19 protein-coding genes are annotated in these 16745 nt (G+C 41.3%); 8 read left to right on the top strand and 11 right to left on the bottom strand.

Going from position 1 to position 16745, the window contains the following annotated elements; translation table 11 throughout:
- Window positions 1-277: 277 nt before the first annotated feature.
- From fumC to CSV72_RS05620, 5 genes are all read left to right on the top strand, one after another.
- A complete protein-coding gene (fumC, locus tag CSV72_RS05640) occupies window positions 278-1663 on the top strand; it encodes a class II fumarate hydratase (protein ID WP_099677522.1) in 1386 nt (461 codons plus the stop codon).
- Between the two features lie 84 nt (window positions 1664-1747).
- Window positions 1748-2272: a PCYCGC motif-containing (lipo)protein gene (locus CSV72_RS05635; RefSeq protein ID WP_099677521.1), complete on the top strand. Its 525-nt coding sequence runs from the start codon at window positions 1748-1750 to the stop codon at window positions 2270-2272.
- A 401-nt stretch (window positions 2273-2673) separates the two neighbouring features.
- Window positions 2674-3666, top strand: a complete 993-nt coding sequence (locus CSV72_RS05630; protein ID WP_233191102.1) for a GNAT family N-acetyltransferase — start codon at window positions 2674-2676, stop codon at window positions 3664-3666.
- Window positions 3648-4337, top strand: coding sequence for a Dph6-related ATP pyrophosphatase (locus CSV72_RS05625; RefSeq protein WP_233191101.1), 690 nt, complete (start codon window positions 3648-3650; stop codon window positions 4335-4337). Before CSV72_RS05630 ends, CSV72_RS05625 begins: the two co-directional genes overlap by 19 nt.
- Window positions 4338-4398: 61 nt before the next feature.
- The gene (locus CSV72_RS05620) at window positions 4399-4836 is read left to right on the top strand and encodes a GNAT family N-acetyltransferase (RefSeq protein ID WP_099677520.1); all 438 of its coding nucleotides are present in this window, start codon (window positions 4399-4401) and stop codon (window positions 4834-4836) included.
- Window positions 4837-4940: 104 nt separating this feature from the next.
- Here the strand turns inward: CSV72_RS05620 and CSV72_RS05615 are convergent, their stop codons facing one another.
- From CSV72_RS05615 to CSV72_RS05565, 11 genes are all read right to left on the bottom strand, one after another.
- Window positions 4941-5471 (bottom strand): YceI family protein, encoded by a 531-nt coding sequence (locus CSV72_RS05615; RefSeq protein WP_099677519.1) that lies wholly within the window; start codon window positions 5469-5471, stop codon window positions 4941-4943.
- A gap of 73 nt (window positions 5472-5544) precedes the next feature.
- Window positions 5545-6450, bottom strand: coding sequence for a DUF5996 family protein (locus CSV72_RS05610; RefSeq protein ID WP_099677518.1), 906 nt, complete (start codon window positions 6448-6450; stop codon window positions 5545-5547).
- A 125-nt stretch (window positions 6451-6575) separates the two neighbouring features.
- Window positions 6576-6857, bottom strand: coding sequence for a GNAT family N-acetyltransferase (locus tag CSV72_RS05605; RefSeq protein ID WP_369802885.1), 282 nt, complete (start codon window positions 6855-6857; stop codon window positions 6576-6578).
- Between the two features lie 41 nt (window positions 6858-6898).
- On the bottom strand, window positions 6899-7489 hold the full coding sequence (locus tag CSV72_RS05600) for an alpha/beta hydrolase (protein ID WP_099677516.1): 591 nt from the start codon (window positions 7487-7489) through the stop codon (window positions 6899-6901).
- 19 nt (window positions 7490-7508) lie between these two features.
- Window positions 7509-8132 carry a flavin reductase family protein gene (locus CSV72_RS05595; protein WP_369802884.1) on the bottom strand — a complete coding sequence of 208 codons (624 nt, stop codon included), beginning with the start codon at window positions 8130-8132 and terminating at the stop codon, window positions 7509-7511.
- A 3-nt stretch (window positions 8133-8135) separates the two neighbouring features.
- Window positions 8136-9029, bottom strand: coding sequence for a VOC family protein (locus tag CSV72_RS05590; protein ID WP_099677515.1), 894 nt, complete (start codon window positions 9027-9029; stop codon window positions 8136-8138).
- A gap of 22 nt (window positions 9030-9051) precedes the next feature.
- Window positions 9052-10005, bottom strand: coding sequence for a ring-cleaving dioxygenase MhqE (mhqE, locus tag CSV72_RS05585; RefSeq protein ID WP_099677514.1), 954 nt, complete (start codon window positions 10003-10005; stop codon window positions 9052-9054).
- 76 nt (window positions 10006-10081) lie between these two features.
- Window positions 10082-10537 (bottom strand): MarR family winged helix-turn-helix transcriptional regulator, encoded by a 456-nt coding sequence (locus tag CSV72_RS05580; RefSeq protein ID WP_099677513.1) that lies wholly within the window; start codon window positions 10535-10537, stop codon window positions 10082-10084.
- 205 nt (window positions 10538-10742) lie between these two features.
- Window positions 10743-11711 carry a polysaccharide deacetylase family protein gene (locus CSV72_RS17275; protein WP_369802883.1) on the bottom strand — a complete coding sequence of 323 codons (969 nt, stop codon included), beginning with the start codon at window positions 11709-11711 and terminating at the stop codon, window positions 10743-10745.
- 124 nt (window positions 11712-11835) lie between these two features.
- Entirely contained in the window at window positions 11836-12708 is an 873-nt protein-coding gene (gene rsiV / locus CSV72_RS05570; RefSeq protein ID WP_099677512.1) for an anti-sigma-V factor RsiV, read from the bottom strand.
- Window positions 12705-13235: an RNA polymerase sigma factor SigV gene (locus CSV72_RS05565; protein ID WP_099677511.1), complete on the bottom strand. Its 531-nt coding sequence runs from the start codon at window positions 13233-13235 to the stop codon at window positions 12705-12707. The genes rsiV and CSV72_RS05565 overlap by 4 nt, the downstream gene beginning before the upstream one ends.
- Before the next feature lie 175 nt (window positions 13236-13410).
- On the opposite strand from CSV72_RS05565, the gene CSV72_RS05560 reads away from it, so the two are divergent.
- The 3 genes from CSV72_RS05560 (at window position 13411) to gloA (ending at window position 16158) form a co-directional block, all read left to right on the top strand.
- On the top strand, window positions 13411-14664 hold the full coding sequence (locus CSV72_RS05560; RefSeq protein ID WP_099677510.1) for an amidohydrolase family protein: 1254 nt from the start codon (window positions 13411-13413) through the stop codon (window positions 14662-14664).
- Between the two features lie 323 nt (window positions 14665-14987).
- A complete protein-coding gene (gene gloB, locus CSV72_RS05555; RefSeq protein WP_099677509.1) occupies window positions 14988-15689 on the top strand; it encodes a hydroxyacylglutathione hydrolase in 702 nt (233 codons plus the stop codon).
- Between the two features lie 88 nt (window positions 15690-15777).
- Window positions 15778-16158, top strand: a complete 381-nt coding sequence (gene gloA / locus CSV72_RS05550) for a lactoylglutathione lyase (RefSeq protein WP_099633962.1) — start codon at window positions 15778-15780, stop codon at window positions 16156-16158.
- Window positions 16159-16745 lie beyond the last annotated feature (587 nt).

Genomic DNA, 16745 nt, shown 5'->3' with positions numbered 1-16745 from the left:
TGAGTGATCTTAGTAGCACCACTCAATAAATAGGATGGAAGCGGAAGTTGGGGGCGACTCCCTATGGATCAGCCCGATCAAGTGAGACAACTAAGAGAGCATAGCGAACAGTTGGCTCACCGCGGGCCCATGGGAAAGCGTCCGCCAGCTGCAGCTTCCATCCCATCGTACTCACCAAGTAACTTACGCCCCAATCCTTTTTAATTCAAATTTGCGCGAAAATAGGGCATGATAGAGATAGAGAGTCTGATTATTACTTTGAGAGGTGGATGTAAAGATGGAATATCGTATTGAGCATGACACGTTCGGGGAAATACAAGTACCAGCAGATAAGTTATGGGGAGCGCAGACACAGCGCAGTAAGCACAACTTTAAAATCGGCGGGGAACGCATTCCGCTTGGTGTAATCCAAGCCTTTGCCCATTTGAAAAAATCAGCAGCGATCGCAAGTCATTCATTCGGCAATCTATCCGAAGTGAAAATGAAAGCTATTAAAGCAGCGGCAGAAGAGGTTATCGAAGGCAAATGGGACGAGCACTTCCCGTTAGTCGTTTGGCAAACAGGAAGCGGTACGCAGTCGAACATGAACATGAACGAAGTACTCGCTAACCGTGGTAACCAGTTGCTTGAGGAATGGGGCGAGGAAGAACGCCTACACCCGAACGACGATGTCAACAAATCACAAAGCTCCAACGATACATTCCCAACAGCGCTACACGTAGCAGGTGTGATTGCGGTAGAGCGCGAAGTATTGCCGGCAATTGATAAATTAGCAGCAACACTTCAAAAGAAATCCGAAGACTTCGCGGATATTATCAAAATTGGTCGTACGCACTTGCAAGACGCGACGCCATTGACGTTAGGACAAGAAATCAGCGGATGGCACAGAATGCTAGAGAAAACGCACAGTATGCTAGAAACTAGTGTCCAGACAATGAAAGAACTCGCAATCGGCGGTACAGCAGTTGGTACGGGACTTAACACACCGGCTGGATTCGGCGATAAAGTTGCGGAAGAGATTTCAAAATCTGTAGGCATTGAGTTTACATCTGCACAAAATAAATTCCACGCATTGACGAGCTATGATGAAGTCGTCTATACACACGGCGCACTAAAAGCATTGGCTGCGGACTTGATGAAAATAGCGAATGACGTACGTTGGTTGGCAAGTGGTCCACGTTCAGGTATCGGTGAAATCACGATTCCAGAAAACGAGCCGGGCAGCTCGATCATGCCAGGTAAAGTGAACCCGACACAAAGTGAAGCATTGACGATGGTTGTGGCACAAGTAATGGGTAACGACGCGACAATCGGTTTTTCTGCGAGCCAGGGGAACTTCGAATTGAACGTCTTCAAACCAGTTATTATCTACAACTTCCTACAATCAGCGAAATTACTTGCTGACGGTATGATTAGCTTTAACGATAACTGTGCGGTAGGAATTGAACCGAACCGTGAAGAAATCGACAATAAAGTGAAGAACTCTTTGATGCTCGTTACAGCATTGAATCCACATATCGGCTATGAAAATGCGGCGAAGATTGCTAAGAAAGCCCATAAAGAAGGTACAACGCTGAAAGAAGCAGCACTTTCTACTGGTTTATTGACAGAAGCGCAATTTGACGAATACGTAGACCCAAGCAAGATGACGGGCAACTCATAATTGTCATGAATTTGTACGCTTGTTTTTCCCGCAAACCTTGTATACTAAAGGCATAACGTCTATACGAAGGAGTCAGGAATATACATGAAAAAGAAGTTACTTGCAGGACTGGCGGCGCTGACTTTAGCGCTTGCGGCATGCGGAAACGGCGCTACAGAAAAGCCTGCTGAAGTAGATCCGACAGATGCACGGGCAGAAGCAGGGCATGATCACGCAGAACATTTGCCGAACGGCGACTTGCAGGAAGTGACCGCTTCAGCGGATATCCTGCCTTCATTCCTAGACGATAAGCCAGAAGATATGCGCATGGTCTATCAAGTGGCGGGCAATGCAACGGACGTTTTAGAATACATGCCTTGCTATTGCGGTTGCGGAGATAGTGCTGGACACAAGAGCAATATGAATTGTTTCTTGGATGAAGTACGCGAAGACGGCTCGGTCGTCTGGGACGATCACGGCACGCGCTGCCTAGTTTGCCTAGAGATCGCAGTGAAATCCGTACAAATGAAGCAAGACGGCAAGTCGATGAAAGAAATCCGTGACGCGATTGATACGGAATACGGTAACGGAGATTATGCGAAACCTACAGATACTCCAATGCCTGCTTGATTGGTTGATTTTATAAGCTGCAGATTCACTCTTTTAATGGGTGGGTCTGCAGTTTTTTTGTTTTGGCTCAATGTTGACGTGTTTGCGCTCATAGTTTAGGGCTAAGCGCTCTATGTAGGTACTCAGCCGCTCAATGTCTACGCGTACCCGCTCATACTTGGAGTTGGAGTGCTCTATGTGTCTCCGCGCTCAATGTAGAAGCGTATCCGCTCATACTTGGAGGTTAAGCGCTCTATGTGGCTACGTACGTGCTCAATGCCGACCTGTACCCGCTTAAACTTTGAAATCGAACGCTCTATATACCTCCACATCCGCTCAATACCAACACACATCCATTCATTTCATTGGCAAGCTAAACAGTTGTGGTATAATTTAGATAAATTAGGCAGGAGGGGATTCTGATGATTCATTTTGTACAATTTGAAGAGCAGTATATACCGAAGATGGCCACGTTATTAACGGAGAGACATGTAGATGAACGACAGCGTTTTCCGTTTTTGCAGGAACGCTTTGCGGACGTCGAACAAGCTGAGGATCGCTTGCGTGAAGAATTGGAGAAACCGTATACAGGGGGACTCGTGACGTTGCGTGACGATGATGTCATCGGCTATTTGCTATACGAATACCGTCAAGACGCTACACGTGGACGTACGGTGTATGTTGGGTACCCGTCATTTGTCATTCATGAAGACGAGCATCCAAGATTGGCACGGTTGATGTACACGGAAGCTGGTGCGGAATGGGTTCGCAATGGCTATTTCGAACATGTGATGGATATTCCGGTTGGTAATGATGAATTAATTCTTGAAATGCTGGAGCAGTCGTTTCATTTCGAACAGCGCTTTGCGGCGTTGTCGCTTGAACAGTATCGTGCACAGCCAGGAGAGAATAGCCTTGTGAAGATGAAGGAACTGGTAGGAGACGAGCAAAAAATATTGCACAAGATGGCGCCGTGGAACAGTTTGCATCAGGCGAAAGCGCCAGCGTGGAAACCGATTACACAAGAGGCCTTGGATGCGGAGCGCGATGTATTTGCGGCGTATGAAGGCAAGGAAGGTACGCGCAGTTGGGTTGCTGAGCAAGATGAAGTACCTGTAGCCTTTCATCTATTCACACCGGCAGACGCGCGTCATGCGATGACGACACCGGATGAGTCGGCAGTGCTTGTACAAGCGACGACGAATATTGAGATGCGTGGACAAGGTATCGGTAAATCGATTGCGAATCACAGTTTCACACAAATGAAAAATGCCGGTTATAAATATGTCATGACAGATTGGCTGACGGCAAATCATTTGGCGTCGTATTTCTGGCCTAAGCTTGGATTCCGTTCGTATATGATCCGTATGGCGCGTACAGTGGATGCACGCATCTCATGGGCGGACGGACAATGACGGGCATGAAGTTCGTCTCGTCTTGGAGTGGCGGCAAAGACTCTGCACTCGCAACGTATCGCGCGATTCAAGAGGGAAATACGCCAGCGATGTTGTGGACGATGTTCGAGAAAGATCAGCCACATTCCAAATCACATGCATTGCCACTGGAGATCGTTCAAGCGCAGGCGAAGCAGATGGATATTCCATTGATGATTCGAAAAGCAGACTGGGCTGGCTATGAAATACAATTCATAGATGCTATGCGCGTTTCAAAAGCACATGGTATTCACAAAGCAGTTTTTGGTGACATCGATTTAGAAGATCATTTACTATGGGTACAGTCGATGTGTGCCAAAGTGGGTATGGAAGCATATCATCCACTTTGGGAAGAACCGCGACGTAAGCTTCTCGAAGAATTCATTGCAGAAGACTTTGAAGCCTATGTGGTTGTTGTGAATACAAAGATGATGCCTGCTAAATTTCTCGGTAGACGTTTCACGGTGGAATTAATGGATGAACTCGAAGCACTCGGCATCGATAGTTGTGGGGAGTCAGGGGAATTCCATACGGTCGTAGTCGATGGACCGATTTTCAAGGAACGCATTCCGGTGAAGATGAGTGAAACTATCGAAAAAGATGGCTATGTATTTTTGAAATGTGAGATAGAACAAGAAACTTCCACAGACTGAGAGAGTGTCTGGGGAAGTTTCTTATTTACGGAAGAAAAGTAAAAAGAGGAGTAGATGCACGATGAACTTTAAGAGAATACGTACAGAAGAAGATCTTCAAAAGTCTTTCAACATACGAAAAGCGGTATTCGTCCAAGAACAACAGGTTCCGGAAAAGGACGAGTTTGATGAATTTGATGTGTTGAATGCATTATGTGAACATATAGTAGTAGAAGATGAAGGACAAGCGATCGCGTCAGGTAGATTGAGAGTAGTAGATGGAGTAGGGAAGTTAGAACGCATTTGTGTGCTAGCCTCTCATCGGAGTGCAGGCATTGGAAAGATAATTGTTCAAGGCTTGGAAGAGATTGCAATGGACAAGGGCTTGGCGCGGCTGAAGTTGCACGGTCAAACACATGCAGAGGAGTTTTATCTTAAACTCGGATATGAAACTACATCCGATGTATTCATGGAAGATGGTATACCGCATATCGTAATGGAGAAAAAGTTAGCTTTATAGGTAGAAAGAAAAGCCCCTACAGGTAGAAGATAAAATCTACCTGTAGGGGCTTGCTAAATACATCACATTATCAGCCTTTACAAAAAGGCTGAATTTTATATGGCTTACTTACGTAATTGAATTTCGATATTGATCTTTACTTCATCACTTACGACAACGCCGCCAGTTTCTAGTGCAGCGTTCCATGTTAAACCGAATTCTTTACGGTTAATCGTTGTTTTACCTGTAAATCCAGCAGCTTCGTCTCCGCTCATCGGATCTTTAGCCATACCTTCATACTTTACATTGAACGTAACAAGCTTTGTTGTATCTCTAATCGTGAAGTCGCCAGTTAAGTCGTACGTATCTTTAGAAGTCTTTTCAATTTTTGTTGCTTTGAATGATAAGTTCGGGTAGTTTTCTACATCGAAAAAGTCAGCTGAACGTAGATGATTGTCTCGATCGGCTTTACGCGTATCAATACTGTTCGCATCAATTGTGAAATCGATAGATGCTCCTGTTAAATCTTCTGGATCCGCTTCGATGTTTCCTTGGAATTCGTTAAATGTACCTTTCACATTTGAAATCATCATATGTCTTACGGAAAAACCTACTGTACTGTGAGCTGTGTCTACGTTCCATGTTGCTTTTGTCATAAAAAATCTCCTCCAATAATGTTTTGTTTATATTTACTATAGTCATTCAACGTTTTCATACAATAAAACGTATTTATTGTTTTTTATTCGGTTCCATTTTTAACTCTACGAAGCAATGATGGGTATTTTCCCATTCTAAGTATTCGAACGACTTTCTGCATGAAGCTTCCAAGAAGCGAATGACTTCAGCAGGGTCCGCTTGATCGACGTCATTTTTAATTTCATACAGGTATTCAGCCATATCGGGGCTGAAGTAACTGCCTTCAGGGAAAGAGTCATCTGTTTTTAATTCCACGCCTTCGACAAACGGATAGGGCAGTGTGAAGAAGGTAGGATGTTCAAATTTGTCATCGCCCAACCAAAAGCCAAACTCGATCATATGTTCATCAAAAGCAGCTCGTTCAATTATTCTACTATCATCTGGGAAAGGTTCGAACTCGTTATACACAATGATACCTGTCACGTCGAACGTGCCCCAGAAAAGACCTGGATAAATCTTTCGTTGTCTGATTGGAGCAAGGAATTGTTGCTCAGCATCCCATGCAAATTGGAACCACTTAAGAATTTGTTTAGCTACGTCTTCGTTGTAGTGATGATGTTCAACGTCGTCTTCAAAAGGCGTCGTCGTTTCCATTTCCTGAGGCGTTGTATGGATGGACAACGGTATACCTAGATCATCGGCAGTGCGAACGATCTCCTGATAGTAGTCACGAATCGTCTTTCCGTCCTCAAGTGTGATCACCGCGTCATCTTTTTCTGTTTTACTAATGATTTCATTTTTAATTAAATCGACTTCAATTTCAAAGTGGTGAGCGTTATATCTCAGCAGCCCTGTAGTAAACCCGCGCGGTGTAATATCGAGAACTACGTGCGCCCATTGGGGTTCCTGTGCAGCATATTCTAGTTTCACTTTCCCTAAAATTTGAGAAACAAGCTGTAAGGTGATGATTTCATTCTTATGCGTTTTATAAAATCCCACTAGTAGCACCTCCTAGGAATTACTTACCCTCTTTTTTAAAAAAATATGCCTAGAGCAGAGGATTTAATAGAAAATTGTAATAGTAGTATCGTTTCATGGCGTAGTAATGAAATACAGTCAGCCTATTATCTTGTTTTCAAAACGTCCTCGTACTGCGCTCTATTTCTTTCAAGTCTCGCTTTTGCGAAAGGACATAAAGGGATAATCTGTCGATTGCTTTCACGTGCATATTTCACTACTTCTTCCAATAGCATATCGCCGACGCCTTGGCCTCTTAATTGGTCGCTAACCATTGTATGATCAATGATGAATTGCTTTGGACCATTCAAGACAATCGTCATTTCCGCTAGAGGTTCTTCCGGGTTGTCACCAACATAAAATTTCTCATTGCTTTTTTTGATCTCCATCATCATCACTCCTATTTCTGTTTTTAGTACATAGATTTCGTTTAATTTAACCAGTTTTTCGCTTGCATTGCGACGTCCCGTGTCAGACTATGTCCTTTAACCCAAGCCGTTGTAACGTTTGCGCCTCTTTCTTCAAAGAGATGGATGACGCGCTTGCTTTCAGATTCAGGCACAATCGGATCACCTTCGCCTAGTGATAGGAATACTTCCACATCACTGAAATCATGTTTTTCTTCTACATCTGCAGGATATAGTGGTGCGAATAAAGCTGCTTTTTTAAGTGTTTCTGGGTGCTTGAGCATCATTTGAATCGCAATGTTCGAGCCGTTTGAGAATCCGACTAGCACCGTATCTTCCATTTTGAAATCATATTCTTTTGATTTTTCTTCAATGAAATCATATAGTTCATTACCTCGGAACTCAAGATCTTCCCAGTCGTACTGACCTTCACCATGACGCTTGAAGAATCTATTCATGCCATTTTCCTGCACATTCCCTCTAATGCCTAACACGTTGTATTCCGGATTGAGTAGTTCGGCAAGAGAGACTAAGTCTGTTTCTGTACCGCCTGTGCCGTGGAGCAATACGAATACGGGTGCACCTTTTTTGTTTTCGTTGTAAATATATTTCATTACACGTCAACTCCTTTGGTTATTTAACAGGGCGTTCTACTGTGAATAGCTTACCTATTTCAGCGTAATCGCTACCGGCTAGTCTACTTACAGCTTTTAGTTTCAACGGGTCAATATAGCCGTTATGATAAATTGTTTCGTCTATATGATAGTGTTTTACTTTCAGCAATAAAACATCGGTAGTTGCGATATTTTCTTCATTGTAAATGACCATTGAATCGTATAATTCTGTTTCAAATCTCACTTTGGTTTCATTCAATCCAGGAACTTGAACCGCTTTTGAGTCTACTGTCGTAAAACTCGAGACGTCCAGCTCGCTTTCATCGGGTCCTAGCGGTGCGGAAGTCGCGTTTGCCGCTTCTACGTTGTCTGTATCGACAACTTGGACTACGGCTTCTTTATTTTCATAAATATTTCTAGCCGTATCTTTCGATTTCCCATCTACGCGCTGTACAGCAATTGACAGCATAGGGGGATCATACGTGACGATATTGAAATAACTAAATGGTGCAATATTTACAATACCCGAATGAGACATCGTAGAAACCAATGCGATAGGTCTAGGAATAACTGAACCAATCAGGAATTTCTTCTTTTCTTTTGCCGTTAGATCTTGTGGAGAGAAGTTGAGCATTTTATTCATCTACTATACCTCCAATTTCGGCAGCAGACTTTCGTATTCCTGCCGGTTCTGTTCGTATTGTTCCGGTAATTTCAGCATGGAACCAAGTGATTTCATATCTTCATCTACATCGAATCCTGGACCGTCAGTTGCAAACTCGAAAACGACGCGTCCCTTTTCTTTAATATAGATTGAGGTGAAGTAATTTCTGTCTTTCACTTCAGTGACTTTAAATTGTTCATCTGCAAGTACAGACTGCCACTCTTTCAATGCATCCTTATGCGGCACGGACCACGCGATGTGGTGGACCGTACCAATACCGAATCTTCCGGCAGGTTGCGGGGGAGTGGCCGTAATAATATGGTGCTTTTCCTTGCCTACTGTTTCAAAGTGTTGATTCTGATCATCTATATTGAGTTCATTTAAACCCATAAGGCCGGTAAGTAAGTCTTTAGTGCCTTCGGGATTTCCTGACAATAAAACAGCACCATGAAAATCAACTATATCGTAATGATCTGCAGTTATTTCCCCTTCGACCAGTGCGAGCTCGAGTCCATGAACATCATCGAACTCGAGTGTGTCTTTACCAAAAAGCTGTGTCATGTTAATGGGAATATGTTGAGCAGTTAAATGCTCTTTCCAATAGTCCATGCTTCCTTTAGGTATTCTAAAAGCAATCCGTCCGACCTGACCGCTGCCTATTCTACCTTGATTATGATTTGTCCAAGGGAAGAATGTAATAACCGTTCCAGGAGTTACATTATGATCCCCAAAGTACAAATGATAGACACCTGGATCTTCAAAGTTTACCGTTTGCTTTATGAGACGGAGTCCCAAAACATCTCTGTAAAATTTCAGATTTTCATTGGGATCTCCTACAATAGCTGTAATATGGTGGATCTTTTTAATGGCTTCCATTTATAAAACTCCTTCACAACTGTTATGAACGTGTTGTATCGAATGGGCGAATCTGTGATTCAATATATTCACGTTTTGGTTCAAGGAACGGTGGAAGGGATAGGCTTTCTCCCAATGTTTCGTATGGTTCGTCCGTCATGAAACCTGGTCCGTCTGTTGATAGCTCGATTAGAATATGACCGACACGTGTATAAAGTGCTTCAAAGTAGAAACGGTCTACGTGACCGGAATGTTGCATACCCATTGCATCATACTTTGCTTCCCAGTTTTTAATCGCTTCATGATCTTTCACCCGGAACGACACATGGTGAACCTGTCCGTACCCTTGACTGCCTTGTGTTGTATCATCATTTCGTAAAATAATTTGACCCCCGTTGCCACCTTCGCCTACATCAAACAGCGTTACATTCTCTTCTTCAAGAATCGGTTTCATACCGTATACTTCAGTGAGCATTTTCTTGAAATCTTTAAAATAGCTAACTGTGATTTCAATTGGTCCTAAACCATAAATCGCGTGTTCTTCAGGTACGGGTCCATTTTTCCAAGGTGTGCCGGGTGCTACGCCTTCATTATTCTCATCAGAGAACAGTTGATATTTTTGCCCGTCAGCTTCTTCGAAAGGTAGTACTTTTTTGCCAAAAAGCTCTTGAATGCCGTCGTTTTCTACGCCAAACTCCTTGAAACGCTCTAGATAATATTCAAGTGCTGCGTCGTTAGGTACCCGTAGGCCAGTTCTGGAAATCGAGTTCGTTCCCGGTGTTCCTTTCGGATTGTTCGGGAAGTCGAAGAACGTCATGTCAGTCCCTGGAGAACCCATATCATCCGCGAAAAATGTGTGATACGTATGAATATCGTCTTGGTTTACCGTTTTCTTAACCAATCGCATGCCCAGTACGTTTGTGAAAAATTCATAGTTTCTCATTGCGTTATCTGTCATTGCAGTTACGTGGTGAATGCCTAGTAATTCGTTTGTCATGTCATAAAACCCCTTTATATTTAGTTGATATATTACTAATTCGAGAGAATAGTTTTGAAAAAAACTAGATTTACCTTCACATATTCTGTGCATGTAAACCTAACTTTTTTAAATGTGTAATTAGTTGTTCTTTTTCTTGTATATCTAGTCCGCTAAAAATTTCTTTGATCGCCTTTTTGTGAGGGGGGAAGATTTCATTCATTAATTCCGTCCCATCCGTTGTAATGGACGCATGTGTGACACGTCGATCTTTTGGACAAGGCTTTCTTTTGATTAAGTTTTTCTTTTCTAATTTATCTACAACGTAGGTAATACTACTACTAGCAATCAATACTTGCTCACCGATTTTTTGTATCGGCTGATCACCTTTACTATAGACTAATTCTAAAACGGCAAACTCTGTTGGATTTAATCCTGAGCGTTTTATATCTTCTTCCACACGCACTTTAATGGATTGCAATGCTCGAGTTAAAACAATGAATGCCTTTAGAGACAAATCTTCTTCATAGATTTCTTTATTTTGATTGTCCATGACGTTCTCCTTTTATCTCGAATTCAAGGTAATCATATAATATTCACTTTATGATGTCAACCCATACGTTTATAAAAGATCTGCAATACTTAAAAGTTTGCATCATTTCAAATGGAAAAGGTGAAACGAAAGGGGAGGCTAACTGCACGTAATAAATAGCCTCCACACACTAGCATCTATTAATAAACTCTAATATATTGTGATTTTAAAGCGCAGCATCATTTTGGAAGTTCATGACAAAGTGAGACGCATCATTGTACACTCCGAAAACATATCCTTGGTCTTTGAAAAAGTTCAAAACTTCTGGAAGTGCTTCTAAAGTTTGTGATTTTTCATGCATTAATACGATTTCTTTATCAGAAATAGTGTCTCGTTTGATGTTTTGCACTATTTGAGAGGGATTGCCAGGAAGTTCCCAATCGTGCGAATCGATCGTCCAATCCCAAATTTTAATATGTGCCTCAGCTAGTTGTTTCCGTATTTGTCCGCCGTTCAATCCAGGCGCTGATCCATAAGGAGGGCGAACTAGCCGAGGAGTAGTTCCTGTAATTTTATGAATTAGATCTAATGTTTCAATCATTTCGGGTACAAACTGATGATTCGTATAAAGGGCTTGATAATTGTGAGTCATACTGTGGCCACCGATATAATGACCTTCTTGTGTTGCACGTTTTACGCTTTCCTGAAGATGTTCTTTCTTCAAGTTACTGCCTTGCATGAAGAATGTAGCTTTGGCATCATGTGCATCCAAGACATCTAAAAATTGCTCAGTCCATTTGCTTGGACCGTCATCAAATGTTAAATACACTACTTTTTCCGGCTCTTTCTCTGCTGGAAGTTGTTCTGTATTTTCTTCAGCGGGCATTTCCGTTGGTTCTTCTGAAGATATCTCTGTTTCTTCTTCAGTAGGTGGTTCTGTTTCATCTGATTCTATTGTAGGGAATATTTCAGGTTCAGGATTAGATTCTTCTGGTGGTGTAATAGGTTCTGGCTGATTAGTTGATGCTGGTTTAGTTACAGGTTGATCCGAGGTACTAGGTACTTCACGGAAAGAGTAGGACGTCCCAACAAAAAGAACAGTACCCGATAGAACGAGAAGAATAATTAGAAGCAGAAAATATCTTTTCTTCAACTTTCTTCTTTTCTTTCCGACTTGTTGATGTAGCGTATTCATAAAATTTACATCTCCTATCATTTTGTATTGAATAGACCGTTTATTACCTTATGTATGTATAAAAATACCTTTATTTATAGGAAGAACAGCAGAAGAAGTCAATCATCTGCTGTTGTAAAATAACTTATTGAATATACGTGTCCCCGACTAGGGCATCCTGTAAAATATGTGAAGGAATCTCAAATGTGACAACCCCCATATAACCCGGTGCTACTTCATACTGATCAAAAGAAATGACGAGTGTATGATCCGCAGTAATATAGAAGTCTTGATTTGCTTGAATTGAATTGAACTCGATGTTCGCTCCTTCGATAGCTAAATACGCAGTGTTTTCATCCTCTTCCATTTGTCGCTTCATCTCTTGTTTAATATAGGTAGTAATGATCCCGACATAGGAATCGTCTTTAAAGAGACTTGGTAATGTAAGAAGGATATTATGTTGTTTATCAATCGTGTCATATTGCATTTCAGTGGAAGAAGATCCAGCTGTAGTGGTTTCGTAACGCGCAATAGATAAAAGTTGTTCTGTGTCGGTTTTTACTTCATAGCCAGAATCCATACCTAAATGACCGCTACCTGCCTCTTCTAGTCTGGCGATCTCTTCCTCAAATTTCGTAAAGAGCGCTTTGTTTTCTTCGATATATTTTTCATTTAGCGCAGTTTGCAATCCTTCGTTTTCTAAACCATCGATTGCCGGTGTTTTCATATTTGCCTGATACGTTTCCTTTTCCATTGTTAAAGTCTCTATCGTGAAAACTTGCACGATCGAACCGAGAACGGGGATGTTCACTAGCGAATTGGCGAAAGTCGGACTAGCATTAATGCTACCAACGAATAAAGCAGAAGCAGCAGCGACTCCAATCGACCAGTTTCTTAGAGGAGAACGCTTCTTTTTTGTGATTTGTGCCCTTTGAATAGAATCTTTCACTAAATTGTCCAATTCGGGAGGAATTTCAATATCGTCATATTCTTTCTTGAGTTTGTTTAACCGCTTCATTCCAAATCCCCCTTTTCAATTTCTATACGCAGTTTCTTTAAAGTCCGGTAAAGCCTGGTTTTCACTGTATTACTGTTTTCATCTAAGACGGCTGCCACTTCGTCAATCTTCAAATCTTCGAAGAAACGTAAAATAATTAACGATTTTTCATCTGGAGGAAGTGTATCTAGCGCATCTAGTAAATCTATATCAGTTAGTTCATCTTCAGTTTGTGGTAAATAGCCATCTAGAACTTCATCATCCATGACCATGACCCGCTGATGTTTGCGAATAAAATCAATGGAAGTATTCACGAGTATCCGATAAAACCACGTCTTTAAATACTTGATTTCTTCCAAACGATGAATGGATTTTAACGCTTTGAAAATCGAGTCTTGCACAATATCCAGCGCATTTTCTTTGTTTTTCACATAGCTATAGGCGAGCCGATAATGAGCATTTTGGTTTTCAATTAAAAATTGCTCAACCTGCTCCATTTTTTTATTTTTTGTCATGACAAAAGGTTCACCTTCTTCAATTTTAAACATGTCGCGATCACGTCTTACTCTTTTGACGGACAGCTTCTGCAAAAAGTTTGGATTTTATTTTAAAAAATAGACAAGAATTGGCTGATCATATGGTGTTGAGAGCAAGAATTATTTTTCTTGTTTCGTAACTGCTATACTCATGACTATACCAACGGATAAAGGAGCAATGTATTTTATGAAGAAATATATTAATGCGAATATATACGGTGACTCAGATTCCCATGAGTTTTTGGTGGAAAATGGTCAATTTACCGCAATAGGTAATGATCTAGATAACGCAGATGAAATAATTGATCTGCAAGGACGTTTAGTATTGCCACCTTATGTGGATCCTCATTTACACTTGGATTATATCTTTTCGGGACTAGGCGAAGGAAATGCAAATGTATCGGGGACATTATTTGAAGGCATCCAGCGTTGGAGTGATAATAAGAAATCATTAACTGAAGAAATGGTGCGTGAACGTGCGATAAAAGGAATTCAAAAAGAAGTGAGTAAAGGGGTTCAATTCATTCGTACACATGTAGACATTACAGATCCGAATTTAACGGGGATGAAAGCATTAGTCACACTGCGCGAAGAATTGAAAGATCTCGTTACATTACAACTGGTAGCTTTTCCGCAAGAAGGATTCTTTAGATATGAAGGGGCAGAGCGTTTAATGGAAGAAGCACTTGAAATGGGTGCGGACGTAGTAGGGGGAATTCCTCACTTTGAAATTTCCTATGAACATGGCGTGGAGTCATTGCGACGTATTGTCGATATGGCGATCAAGCATAATGTCATGATTGATATTCACTGTGATGAAAACGATGATCCAAATAGTCGGTTCTTGGAAGTGTTAAACGCGCTCGTTATGGAAAAAGACTATGGTAAATATACAACGGCTAGTCATACATGTAGCTTCGGTTCAGTCGATAATAGCTATGCCAATAAAATGTTAGGTCTATTTAAAGAATCACAAATTAACTTTATTTCTTGTCCAACTGAAAATGCCCATTTACAAGGACGGGGAGATAGCTATCCTAAACGTCGTGGCTTAACACGAGTAAAAGAGCTATTAAATAACGGAAACAATGTGGCATTTGCTCAAGATTCCATTGCGGATTACTGGTATCCTTTAGGCAATGGAAATATGATGAATATTTTAGATAATGGGATTCACTTAGCGCATTACACACATATTGACGAGATCAATAAGGCGTTGGATTTGATCACGTACTATGGTGCAAACATTATGAGAGTAAATGATGCGTATGGTATTGAAGTGGGGAAACCAGCGAACTTTATCGTATTGGATGCACAAGATCCGTATGAAGTCATTCGTGAGCGGGCGGAAGTGCTGATGTCCGTGAGACATGGTGGCTATCTCTTTAAGCGTGAACCGCGAAAAAATGAAGTGGAAGTGGATTTTTTAAAGCAATCGTGAGGGTTCTTGATCATACTTAAAAGTCTTTCTCAACCTAGTGTTGAGGAGGACTTTTATTGTTCATAGAATATTGGAAGTAAAACCAAGCCCAGTAGAAGAAGTACAGGAATTGAGGTGACAATTAAAGCCGAAATTTTTAACTTTCCTTAACTTTTTTCAAAATGACAGGATTTAGGATTGAATTACAGACAGAGGGGGTTGACTTCTTCATGTATATAAATTATCTCTGTGTTATGATAGCTGGATAAATTAAAACTTGTCGGTGGAAGGGGAATAAGTCTCCAAACCGCAAATTAAATATATAAAAGAGGAGGAATCATAAAGTGATTATTCATCCAATCAAAGCCTTTTCTGATAATTATATATGGTGCATACAAGAAGAAAAAGAGGTCGTTGTGGTTGATCCAGGAAAAGCGAGTGTTGTCCTGGATTACCTTGAAGAAAAGCAGCTTCGTTTGGCGGCCATTCTTTTAACTCATATGCATGAAGATCATACTGGTGGGGTACGGGAGATTCTAGCGAGTCATCCGGAAAGTCTTGTTTATGGACCGGAAGAAACGAAAGACTTGGTGAATAGTGTTGTAAAGGAAGGGGACTCCTTTAACTTGATGAGCCAAACTTTCCAAGTCTACAAATCAGGAGGTCATACGCATGGCCATATCAGTTTTTTAATGGGGAAAAGTCTCTTTTGCGGGGATGCCTTATTTTCAGCAGGATGCGGTCGGGTTTTTACTGGCGATTACGAAGCTCAATATGAAACGTTGCAGAAATTTAAGCGCTTAGATGACGATATAAACGTTTATGCCGGTCACGAGTATACCGAAACTAATTTACATTTTGCATACGAAATGCATCCTGATAATAAAAAAATCTCCAACTCATTGGAAGAAGTCCAAGAAATGCGTGCTAAAGGAAAGCCAACGCTCCCGACAACAATCGGCAGGGAGAAGGAAATTAACCTATTTCTGCAAGCGGAAACTTTGGAGGACTTTATCGAATTACGTAACGCGCGTGATAACTTCTAGGACAGCTAATTTTATTCAATCGCATAAAGTGTACGGATATAGTATCTGTGATAAGATTAGGTCAATAAAATCATGGAGGATGATAGTGATGAACCAAGTACTCGTTGAAATTTGTTTACGTGTTAGAGACATTGATGCTACTTTAGATTTTTATACGGAGCTTTTTGATTTTGAAGTAGCTAGTCGCAGAGAATTCCCTGAGAATAAATTTGATTTAATCTATCTAAATTCACCAGGGTCTTCAGTACAAATAGAACTTACGTATAATTATGATGCAGAACCATATGTTATAGGAAATGGTTTCAGTCATTTAGGTGTAACCGTAAATGATTTAGAAAAAATGCATGAAATCTGTAAAGCTTCATCTTATGAAACAGGTGAATTAAAAGGACTTGCAGGCGGAACACCTTCTTACTTCTTTGTTACTGACCCTGACGGCTATAGAATCGAAGTAAAGCGTAAACACTAAAACATTCTAAATTCAAAAATGATTGTAAATAGCCCACCCTCGACACTCTTTTACCAAACAGAGAATTGAGGTGTAGGCTTTTTTATTGTCGTGGTATTTCTCGTTAGACGGGTGACTGTATCAATCGCGTCGTTTTTCATGACCAGCTCGACTATGGATTTCCTCGCATCTGCTCGGTGAAAACGTACGTTGTGAATGTTATTCCGTCTGTATTAATAACCGTATCTTTTACACTGTCGTTATTGATTTCTACTCCGTTATCTTCTTTGACTTGATCAGCTATGATTAAAGAAATTAGCCTTATTGAGGCATGGTCCTTATTCTATAATTGTGCCCATAGATGGAATAATGGTTGGAACTCGTTGATCTGCGCTCCAGCCGGACGCGTTCTGGAGGGAGGGCGGTGAACCACACCCCTCCGCTTCGCTTCGCCGGGGTGTTTCACCTGTCCCTCTGATCCTCCCAGAGCCATTCCTGTCTGGTCAGTGAGGCCCTATTGAAAAAGAAAAGTCCCCTTGTTATCATTCAGGGTGTCAAGGCATCGACGACTTGACCCGGAATCATAAACAAGGAGGACTCCAATGAAT

Origin of the sequence: Sporosarcina sp. P20a, assembly GCF_002743175.1 — a bacterium.
In the GTDB taxonomy this organism is placed as follows: Bacteria; Bacillota; Bacilli; order Bacillales_A; family Planococcaceae; genus Sporosarcina.
Note: the sequence above shows the minus strand (reverse complement) of the source record. Positions and strands in the feature narration are given on the sequence as shown.

Bases quoted from the DNA above. Each gene is read 5' to 3' on its own strand.
- fumC (WP_099677522.1), top strand. From the start codon at position 278: ATGGAATATCGTATTGAGCATGACACGTTCGGGGAAATACAAGTACCA.
- CSV72_RS05635 (WP_099677521.1), top strand. From the start codon at position 1,748: ATGAAAAAGAAGTTACTTGCAGGACTGGCGGCGCTGACTTTAGCGCTT.
- CSV72_RS05630 (WP_233191102.1), top strand. From the start codon at position 2,674: ATGATTCATTTTGTACAATTTGAAGAGCAGTATATACCGAAGATGGCC.
- CSV72_RS05625 (WP_233191101.1), top strand. From the start codon at position 3,648: ATGGGCGGACGGACAATGACGGGCATGAAGTTCGTCTCGTCTTGGAGT.
- CSV72_RS05620 (WP_099677520.1), top strand. From the start codon at position 4,399: ATGAACTTTAAGAGAATACGTACAGAAGAAGATCTTCAAAAGTCTTTC.
- CSV72_RS05615 (WP_099677519.1), bottom strand. From the start codon at position 5,471: ATGACAAAAGCAACATGGAACGTAGACACAGCTCACAGTACAGTAGGT.
- CSV72_RS05605 (WP_369802885.1), bottom strand. From the start codon at position 6,857: ATGGAGATCAAAAAAAGCAATGAGAAATTTTATGTTGGTGACAACCCG.
- CSV72_RS05600 (WP_099677516.1), bottom strand. From the start codon at position 7,489: ATGAAATATATTTACAACGAAAACAAAAAAGGTGCACCCGTATTCGTA.
- CSV72_RS05595 (WP_369802884.1), bottom strand. From the start codon at position 8,132: ATGAATAAAATGCTCAACTTCTCTCCACAAGATCTAACGGCAAAAGAA.
- CSV72_RS05590 (WP_099677515.1), bottom strand. From the start codon at position 9,029: ATGGAAGCCATTAAAAAGATCCACCATATTACAGCTATTGTAGGAGAT.
- mhqE (WP_099677514.1), bottom strand. From the start codon at position 10,005: ATGACAAACGAATTACTAGGCATTCACCACGTAACTGCAATGACAGAT.
- CSV72_RS05580 (WP_099677513.1), bottom strand. From the start codon at position 10,537: ATGGACAATCAAAATAAAGAAATCTATGAAGAAGATTTGTCTCTAAAG.
- CSV72_RS17275 (WP_369802883.1), bottom strand. From the start codon at position 11,711: ATGAATACGCTACATCAACAAGTCGGAAAGAAAAGAAGAAAGTTGAAG.
- rsiV (WP_099677512.1), bottom strand. From the start codon at position 12,708: ATGAAGCGGTTAAACAAACTCAAGAAAGAATATGACGATATTGAAATT.
- CSV72_RS05565 (WP_099677511.1), bottom strand. From the start codon at position 13,235: ATGTTTAAAATTGAAGAAGGTGAACCTTTTGTCATGACAAAAAATAAA.
- CSV72_RS05560 (WP_099677510.1), top strand. From the start codon at position 13,411: ATGAAGAAATATATTAATGCGAATATATACGGTGACTCAGATTCCCAT.
- gloA (WP_099633962.1), top strand. From the start codon at position 15,778: ATGAACCAAGTACTCGTTGAAATTTGTTTACGTGTTAGAGACATTGAT.